The organism is Allobosea sp. RCC_152_1, from assembly GCF_041360765.1.
GTDB lineage: Bacteria > Pseudomonadota > Alphaproteobacteria > Rhizobiales > Beijerinckiaceae > Allobosea > Allobosea spartocytisi.
On record NZ_JBFUPU010000015.1, the window covers coordinates 45464 to 54002 of the forward strand.

Annotated in this window: 8 protein-coding genes; 7 read left to right on the plus strand and 1 reads right to left on the minus strand. The window is 67.6% G+C overall.

Features of this window, described 5'->3' with window-relative positions:
• Nucleotides 1–5: 5 nt before the first annotated feature.
• The gene (mgtE, locus tag AB6806_RS28755) at nt 6–1373 is read right to left on the minus strand and encodes a magnesium transporter (RefSeq protein WP_038361028.1); all 1368 of its coding nucleotides are present in this window, start codon (nt 1371–1373) and stop codon (nt 6–8) included.
• A 333-nt stretch (nt 1374–1706) separates the two neighbouring features.
• Between mgtE and AB6806_RS28760 the strand changes: the two genes are divergently transcribed.
• From AB6806_RS28760 to AB6806_RS28790, 7 genes are all read left to right on the plus strand, one after another.
• Nucleotides 1707–2369, plus strand: coding sequence for a glutathione S-transferase family protein (locus AB6806_RS28760; RefSeq protein WP_038361025.1), 663 nt, complete (start codon nt 1707–1709; stop codon nt 2367–2369).
• Nucleotides 2370–2600: 231 nt separating this feature from the next.
• A complete protein-coding gene (locus AB6806_RS28765; protein WP_248312678.1) occupies nt 2601–3524 on the plus strand; it encodes a DMT family transporter in 924 nt (307 codons plus the stop codon).
• Nucleotides 3525–3650: 126 nt separating this feature from the next.
• Nucleotides 3651–4619, plus strand: a complete 969-nt coding sequence (locus tag AB6806_RS28770; protein WP_051987702.1) for a LysR family transcriptional regulator — start codon at nt 3651–3653, stop codon at nt 4617–4619.
• An 18-nt stretch (nt 4620–4637) separates the two neighbouring features.
• Nucleotides 4638–5156, plus strand: coding sequence for a tripartite tricarboxylate transporter TctB family protein (locus AB6806_RS28775; RefSeq protein WP_191125233.1), 519 nt, complete (start codon nt 4638–4640; stop codon nt 5154–5156).
• A 3-nt stretch (nt 5157–5159) separates the two neighbouring features.
• On the plus strand, nt 5160–6662 hold the full coding sequence (locus AB6806_RS28780) for a tripartite tricarboxylate transporter permease (RefSeq protein ID WP_113253330.1): 1503 nt from the start codon (nt 5160–5162) through the stop codon (nt 6660–6662).
• Between the two features lie 64 nt (nt 6663–6726).
• On the plus strand, nt 6727–7701 hold the full coding sequence (locus AB6806_RS28785) for a tripartite tricarboxylate transporter substrate-binding protein (protein ID WP_051987700.1): 975 nt from the start codon (nt 6727–6729) through the stop codon (nt 7699–7701).
• A gap of 251 nt (nt 7702–7952) precedes the next feature.
• Nucleotides 7953–8387, plus strand: coding sequence for a DUF1236 domain-containing protein (locus AB6806_RS28790; protein ID WP_038361013.1), 435 nt, complete (start codon nt 7953–7955; stop codon nt 8385–8387).
• The last annotated feature ends 152 nt before the right edge of the window (nt 8388–8539 follow it).

Here is an 8539-nt window from a genome sequence, read left to right on the forward strand (position 1 = left end):
CCCGGTCAGAGCAAGGTCCCGCTCAGGATCAGCGCCGCCACGCCGAAATAGATGACGAGGCCGGTGACATCGACCAGCGTCGCCACCAGCGGCGCCGAGGCGCTGGCCGGGTCGAAGCCGGCCCGCTTCAGCAGGAAGGGCAGCATCGAGCCCATCATCGAGCCGAAGGTGACGATGCCGATCAGCGCGCCGCCGACCGTCGCCGCGATCAGCATCCAATGCGGCCCGTAATCGTAGAAGCCGAGCCATTGCCAGAGCGCGATGCGGACGATGCCGATCGCGCCGAGGATCGAGCCCAGCACGAGGCCCGAGGGCAACTCCCGCAGGATGACCCGCCACCAGTCCTTCAGCGTGATCTCGCGCAGCGCCAGCGCCCGGATGATCAGCGAGGTCGCCTGCGAGCCGGAATTGCCGCCCGAGCTCATGATCAGCGGGATGAACAGCGTCAGCACGATCGCCTTCTCCAGCTCCGTCTGGAAGAACTGCATGGCCGAGGCGGTCAGCATCTCGCCGAGCAGCAGGATCGAGAGCCAGCCGGCGCGCTTGCGGATCATCGCGAGGAAGCCGATCTCGTTATAGGGCTCGTCGAGTGCCTCCATGCCGCCGAGCTTCTGCACGTCCTCCGTCGTCTCCGCGATCATCGCGTCGATGACGTCGTCGAAGGTGACGATGCCGATGATGCGGTCTTCGGCATCGACGACGGGGACCGAGAGCAGGTCGTATTTCGTGATCAGCCGCGCGACATCCTCGCGATCGACCTCAGGCGTCACCGTGATGGGCTTGTGCGCCGGCACGACCGACTCGACGGGCGCGGCAGGGTCGCCGCTGATCAGCCGGCGCAGCGAGACGGCGCGGACGAGCTTCTTCGTCGCCGGATCGAGCACGTAGATCGCATAGACGGTCTCGCGCGAGCGCTCGACGCGGCGGATGTAGTCGAGCGTCTGCTGCACCGTCCAGGTCGACGGCACGCTGACGAACTCGGTCGTCATGATCGAGCCGGCGCTGTGCTCGGGATAGGCCAGCAGCTTGCCGAGATCGGTGCGGGTCTGGCGGTCGAGGCGTGCGCTCAGGCGCTGCCGGGTCTCGTCGTCGAAGTCCTGGAAGACGTCGGCGGCGCGGTCGGCCGACATGGCCGTGAGGAAGGCCCCGGCACGGTCCTCCGGCAGCAATGCCAGCGCCTCGGCGGCGTCGGCCAGCTCCGGCTGGTCGAGCACCTCCACGGCGCGCTCGAACGGCAATTCCTGCAGGATATGCGCGATGGTCGCGCTGTCCTGCTCGTTGAGCGTCTCGACGATGTCGGCGACATGCTCTTCCGCCAGAGTCCTGGCGACGACGACCGACAGCAGGTCGGGGGCGAGTTCGATCTCGTTCATGGCTCTTATTCCTGGCGATCGGCCGTCGGCACCGATCGCAAGGCTGAGCCGGGGACCCGGATCAGCCGCGCGAGGCGGCAGCAGACGGCTTCGACTGTCGACTGGGACTGTCGTCGGGCATCGGGTCTGGTTGTCCTGTGAGTGCCGGCTGCGGGAGCCGGCGACGGCTGGCCACATGCACCCGCAACGCCTCGTCGTCAAACGTTTTTTTGGCGATGCAGCATCGATCTCGGGCCTTGGTCGGGAGGGGGGCGGCGACTATGGTGGCCGGGACGGAATCGGCGGCCAGCCGCCGCTGCCGCCGCACTCTTCTCCGACGCCGGACCCCATGCGATGACCCTGACGATCTATGGCTGCTACCGCTCGCGCGCGACGCGCGTCATCTGGCTCGCCAACGAGCTCGGACTGCCGTTCCGGCATGTGCCGGTCATCCAGGCCTATCGCCTCGCCGACCCGCAGGCACCCGGCGTGCCGCTGCACACACGCAGCCCCGACTTCCTGAAGGTCAATCCGAACGGCCATATCCCCAGCATCGACGATGACGGCTTCAAGCTGCACGAATCGCTGGCGATCAACCTCTACCTCGCCCGCAAGCACGGCGGGCCGCTGGCGCCGAAGGACGCGCAGGAAGAAGGGCTCGCCGTCATGTGGGCGCTCTGGGCGGCGACCGAATGCGAGACGCATGCGCTCAGCCTGCAGCAGCACCTCGCCGCTTTCCCGCCCGAGAAGCGCAAACCTGAGGTGGTCGAAGCGGCGCTCGCGACGCTGGCCGCCCCCTTCGCCGTGCTCGACCGCACGCTGGTCGAGGGCAAGGGCCATGTCATGGGCGAGCGGTTCACCGTCGCCGACATCAACGTCGCCGAGGTCATCCGCTATGCGAGGCCCGCCACGCAGCTCTTCGACGCCCATCCGAACGTGAAGGCCTGGCTCGAGGCCTGCCAGGCGCGGCCGGCTTTCCAGGCGATGTGGCAGGCGCGCGACGCCGAAGCCGCCTGAACAAAGGCCCGAACACAGGAAACGGGTGGAGCGGGCGGCGGCATCCGCCTAGACCAAGCCACCTTTGACGGAAGCGCACCGTCATTCCGGGCTTGACCCGGAATCCATCGTCGAGCGCTGCGTTCTACGATGGATTCCGGATCGGCGCCGCTACGCGGCCCGTCCGGAATGACGGCGGATTTCCGGCGAGGCCAGGCGCCGTGCCCAGTTCCTCCTAACCACAGGCCTCCCATGTCCGCCCCATCCAAGCAGCCCGTCATGGATCTCGGCGACTGGCTGCTGCTGATCCTGCTCTCGCTGCTCTGGGGCGGGTCGTTCTTCTTCGGGAAGATCGCCGTCTCGGAATGGCCACCGCTGGCGGTGGTGCTCGCGCGGGTCGGGCTGGCGGCGGCCACATTGCTGCTGGTCGTCAGGCTATCGGGACTGTCGATGCGCGTCGGCGGGCGGATGTGGCTCGCCTTCTTCGGCATGGGGCTGCTCAACAATCTGATTCCGTTCGGGCTGATTTTCTGGGGCCAGACCCAGATCGCCAGCGGGCTGGCCTCGATCCTCAACGCCACGACCCCGCTCTTCGGCGTCGTCGTCGCCCATGTCTTCGGGCAGGACGAGAAGGCGAGCGGCCTGAAGATCGCCGGGGTCGCCGCCGGCATCGTCGGCGTCGCGATCCTGATGGGCCCCGACGCGGTTGGCGGCGTCTCGGGAGCGCTGCTGCCCCAGCTTGCCTGCCTTGCCGCCGCGCTCTCCTATGGCTTCGCCGGCTTGTACGGCCGGCGCTTTCGCGAGCTGCCCCCGCTGGTCACGGCAACCGGACAGGTCAGCGCCACCACCGTGATGACCATTCCGCTGGTGATCGCCTTCGACCCGCCCTGGCTGCTGCCCGCTCCCAGCACCCCCGTTGTATTCTCGCTCGTCGGGCTCGCGATCCTCTCGACGGCGCTCGCCTACGTCATCTTCTTCCGGGTCATGCGCCGCGCCGGCGGCACCAATGTCATGCTGGTGACGTTCCTCGTCCCGGTCAGCGCCATTCTGCTCGGCGCGACCTTTCTCGGCGAAGCCCTGCTGCCGCGGCATTTCCTGGGAATGGCGGCCATCGCCGCCGGGCTCGCGCTGATCGACGGCAGGCTGTTCCGGGCGAGGCGCACGCGCCCAGCTTGAGACCAAAGGCTTTATTGCCAAAAAATTATGAATTGTTCTAGAGTCGACTTGTCGGCTGGAGACTATATTGGCCCGCCCTACTGACTGAGATATCGCGACAAGCGATACGGGGAACAGGGGACGACCATGGATGTACGGCAACTGCGGTGCTTCATCGCGGTGGCGGAAGAGTTGCATTTCGGTCGCGCGGCCGAGCGTCTCGGCGTGGCTCCCCCGGCCCTTTCCCGCCAGATCAGCGCGCTCGAGGACGAGCTCGGCGTCAACCTCCTGACCCGCACCACCCGGCAGGTCGCGCTCACCCGCGCCGGGCTGATCATGCTCGAGGAGGCCAAGGGCATCCTCGTCAAGATGGAGCAGGCCTCGCGCGCGGTGCGGGAAGCCTCGCTGGCGTCGGGCAAGGTGCTGCGCGTAGGCGCGATCGACGCGGCGTCGTCGAGCTTCCTGCCGGAGGCGCTGATGACCTTCCGCAAGCGCTTCCCCGGCACCGAGATCAAGTTCGTCGAGGCGATGACCGCCGCGCTGGTACAGATGCTGGAAGCCGGCAAGCTCGACCTCGCCCTGGTGCGCCCGCCGCGCAAGCCGACCGACTGCGCCTTCGAGATCCTGCGGGTCGAGCGCCCGATCGTGGTGCTCGGCGAAGACCATCCGCTCGCGGCGCGTGACCACCTGACCATGCACGACCTCGTGGGCGAGCCCTTCGTCGTGCCCTCGAAGCGCATCCGGCCTTATGCCTACGATCTCGTGATGGCCTATTTCGAGAGCGTCGGCGCCGTTCCCAACGTCACCATCGAGGCGACCGAAAAGCCGGCGATGATGTCGGCCGTCGCGGCTGGGCTCGGCATGGCGCTCGCGCCCGACTGGGTTTCGCGACTGACCTTTCCCGGCGTGACACTGCGGCGGCTGCGCGGCGCGATGCTCGACCCGCCGCCGCCCGGCGCGCTGGTCGGCGTCGCCTGGCGGCCGCAGCAGAAGCTGCCGTCCCGGGACGATTTTCTCGCGATCCTGCGCGAGAGCGTGACGCTGATCGAGGAGCGCCACGTCCTGCCTCACGCAACCCCGCCGAAGCCGCAAAAGCGGCCGGCCCGGATCCAATAAGCCAGCCGGAGGAGCTTCATGAGTTTGAACCAGATAGAACGGGCGCAAGGATTGCGCGTGCGCTCGACGCAGGATCTCGCCGGCGGCCTGTTCATGATCCTGCTCGCGCTGATCGCCTTCGTCTTCGCCTGGGAGCTGCCGGCCGGAACGCTGCGCCAGCTCGGCCCCGGCATGCTGCCGAAAGCCTTCGCGGTGATCTGCGGCGCCCTTGGGCTCATGCTCGTGCTGTCGTCGCTGCGCTACAATGGCGAGCAGCTGAGCGGCTGGTCCTGGAAGGGCATTTTCTACGCCCTCGGCGGGGCCTGCCTGTTCGCGCTGACGATCCGCGGCTTCGAGATCGGGCCGATCCGGATCCCGGCGCTGGGGCTGCTCGTCTCGGGACCGCTCCTCGTCTTCTTCGCAGGCCTCGCCGCGGATGACCGCAGACTCAAGGAATTGCTGATCTTCGCCGTGGCGATGTCGGCAGCCTGCATCCTCATGTTCAAATACGCGCTGAGCCTGCCGATCCCGCTCGCGCCCTGGCTTCTGGGTGTTTGAGCGATGATGGAGACATTTTCCCACCTCTCGCTCGGCTTCGGCGTCGCGCTGACGATGCAGAACATCGCGCTGTGCTTCGTGGGCTGCCTCGTCGGCACCCTGATCGGCGTGCTGCCCGGTGTCGGCCCGATCGCGACGATCTCGATCCTGCTCCCGATCACCTTCGGCCTCGATCCGACCGGCGCGTTGATCATGCTCGCCGGCATCTATTACGGCGCCCAATATGGCGGCTCGACCACCGCGATCCTGGTCAACATCCCGGGTGAGGCCACCGCCGTGGTGACCACGCTCGACGGCCACCAGATGGCCAAGCAGGGCCGCGCCGGCATCGCGCTCGGCACCGCCGCCATCGGCTCCTTCGTCGCCGGCTGCGTCGCCACGGTCGCCATCGCTGCGCTCGGCGCGCCGCTGACCAAGATGGCGCTGCTGTTCGGCCCGGCCGAATATTTCTCGCTGATGGTGATGGGCCTGTGCTTCGCGGTCGTGCTGGCGCGCGGCTCCATCCTCAAGGCCTTCTGCATGATCATGCTCGGGCTTCTGCTCTCGACGGTCGGGACGGATCTCGAGACCGGCCAGGAACGGCTGAGCTTCGGCATCCCGGCCCTGTCCGACGGCATCGACTTCTCAGTGCTGGCGATGGGCGTGTTCGGTTTCGCCGAGGTGCTGCGCAACCTCGAGAACCCCGAGGCGCGCGACGTCGTCAAGGCCAAGATCGGCCGGCTCCTGCCCGGCTGGAGCGACATCAAGCAATCGGTGGCGCCGGTGCTGCGCGGCACCGCGATCGGCGGCGTTCTCGGCATCCTGCCCGGCAACGGCGCGGTGCTGGGCCCCTTCGCCAGCTATACGATGGAGAAGAAGCTCGCCAAGGATCCCTCGCGTTTCGGCAAGGGCGCGATCGAGGGCGTGGCGGGGCCGGAATCGGCCAACAATGCCGGCGCGCAGACCGCCTTCATCCCGCTGCTGACGCTCGGCATCCCGCCGAATGCGGTGATGGCGCTGATGGTCGGCGCGATGACGATCCACGGCATCATCCCCGGCCCGCAGGTGATGACCCGCAACCCGGAGCTGTTCTGGGGCATGATCGCCTCGATGTGGATCGGCAACCTGATGCTGCTCGTCATCAACCTGCCGCTGGTCGGCATGTGGGTGAAGCTGCTGCAGGTGCCCTACCGGCTGATGTTCCCGGCGATCCTGATCTTCTGCTGCATCGGCATCTATTCGGTGAACAACCAGCCGATGGACGTCGCCTTCACCGCGATGTTCGGCCTGTTCGGCTATCTGCTGATCAAGCTCGGCTTCGAGCCCGCGCCGATGCTGCTCGGCTTCGTGCTCGGCAAGCTGATGGAAGAGAAGCTCAGGCAGGCGCTGATCATCTCCCGCGGCTCGTTCGTGACCTTCGTGGAGCGTCCGATCTCCGCCGGGCTGCTCGTCGTCGCCGTGCTCGTGCTCGTCGTCGCGTTGCTGCCCTCGATCTCGAAGAAGCGCGACGAAGTCTTCACCGAATGACGGGGTTGCCGCCCCGGCGGCACCCCTCCACTCTCATCGTCAATAATCTCAGGGAGGAATGCCAATGAAGAAGCTCGTTCTCGGCCTTGCCGCCACCGCGGCGCTGGCCTTCGCCGGCGGCGCGCAGGCGCAGGGCTATCCGACGAAGCCCGTCACGATGATCGTGCCCTTCGCGGCCGGCGGCCCCACCGACATCATCGCGCGCATCGTCGCCGACAACATGTCGAAGACGCTCGGCCAGCAGATCGTCATCGAGAACGTCGCCGGCGCCGGCGGCACGACCGGCATCGCCCGCGCCCTCACGGCGGCGCCGGACGGCTACACCATCGCGATGGGGCATCTGGGCACCTTCTCGGCGGCGCCCGCCACCTATCCCGGCCTGAAATACGACCCGATCAACGGCATGCAGACGATCGGGCTTGCCGGCGGCACGCCGATCCTGATCGTGGCGCGCAAGAATTTCGAGCCGAAGGACCTCAACGGGTTCGTCAGCTATGTGAAGGCCAACGCCGACAAGGTGAACGAGGCCCATGCCGGCCTCGGCTCGGTCTCCTGGACGACCTGCACCCTGCTCAAGGGCGTTCTCGGCACGCCGAAGATCAATGCCGTCGCCTATCGCGGCACCGGCCCGGCGCTCAACGACCTCGTCTCCGGCCAGGTCGACTTCATGTGCGACCAGATCGTCTCGGTCGCCGAGCAGGTGCGCGCCAACTCGATCAAGGCCTATGCCGTCGCCTCGGCGCAGCGCTCGCCGGCGCTGCCGGACGTCCCGACCACCAAGGAAGCCGGCCTGCCCGAGTACCAGATCGAGGCCTGGAACGGCATCGCCGGGCCGAAGGGCCTGCCGAAGGAGGCCGTCGACAAGCTGGTCGACGCGCTGAACAAGGCGCTCAACGACGAGGGCACCAAGAAGCGCCTGCTCGATCTCGGCACCGTCCTGCCGACCGCCGAGGAGCGCACGCCGGCCGGCTTCGCCGCCCTGATCAAGCGCGACGCCGACAAGCTGACCCCGGCGCTTTCGGCTGCCCCCAAGCAGTAATCCCCCACTCTTTTGGGTTGCGTGACGGCGGGCCTTCGGGCCCGCCTTTTTTCGTTCGAGCGTGCGCTTTCACCCTCCCCCGGCCGCCGCGTTACCCCGGCAAGACACTGAGATAAAACGGCTTCCCGGAGCCTGTTTCAGACCGTTAACATCTCGTGACCGGGCCCGAGCGGAACTGGCGCTCTTCCTGCAAGTTCTTGCTCCACGAAGTTCGCTTCGACGCGAAGTTCACTTCGATAAGGAGAAGAACCATGATCAAGAAGCTTGCTTTCGTAGCGGCGCTCGCCCTCGTTCCGGCGACCGCCTTCGCCCAAACCCAGCAGCCCTCCGGCGGTGCCGTCGGCGGCGCGACCAGCGGCGCGGCGGCCGGTGCCGTGGGCGGCGCGGTGGTCGGCGGCCCGGTCGGTGCCGTGGTCGGCGGTGTCGGCGGCGCCGTGGTCGGCGCCATCGTCGGCGATGCGGCGACCCCGCGCTTCCGCACCTATGTCGTCGAGCAGCGCGTGCCGTCCTACACCTATGCCGAGCCGGTCGCGGTCGGCACCGTCCTGCCGGAACAGGGCGTGGTCTATCGCCCCCTGCCGGCGGAATACGGCCCGCAGGCGTCGGGCTACGCGTACACCGTGGTGAACGACCGCGCGGTCATCGTCGAGCCGCAAACCCGCCGCGTGGTACAGATCATCCAGTAACGACCGACATCGGCCGAAGGCACTGCCAGCGAAACCCGCCAGCCTTCGGCCACGGCCCGCCCCGAAACCGGGGCGGGCTTCTCTTTTGGGGCGGTACGAGTCAAGCAAAGGCTCTCATCGCGGGCTCATCGAGCCCGACGCCGCACATGATG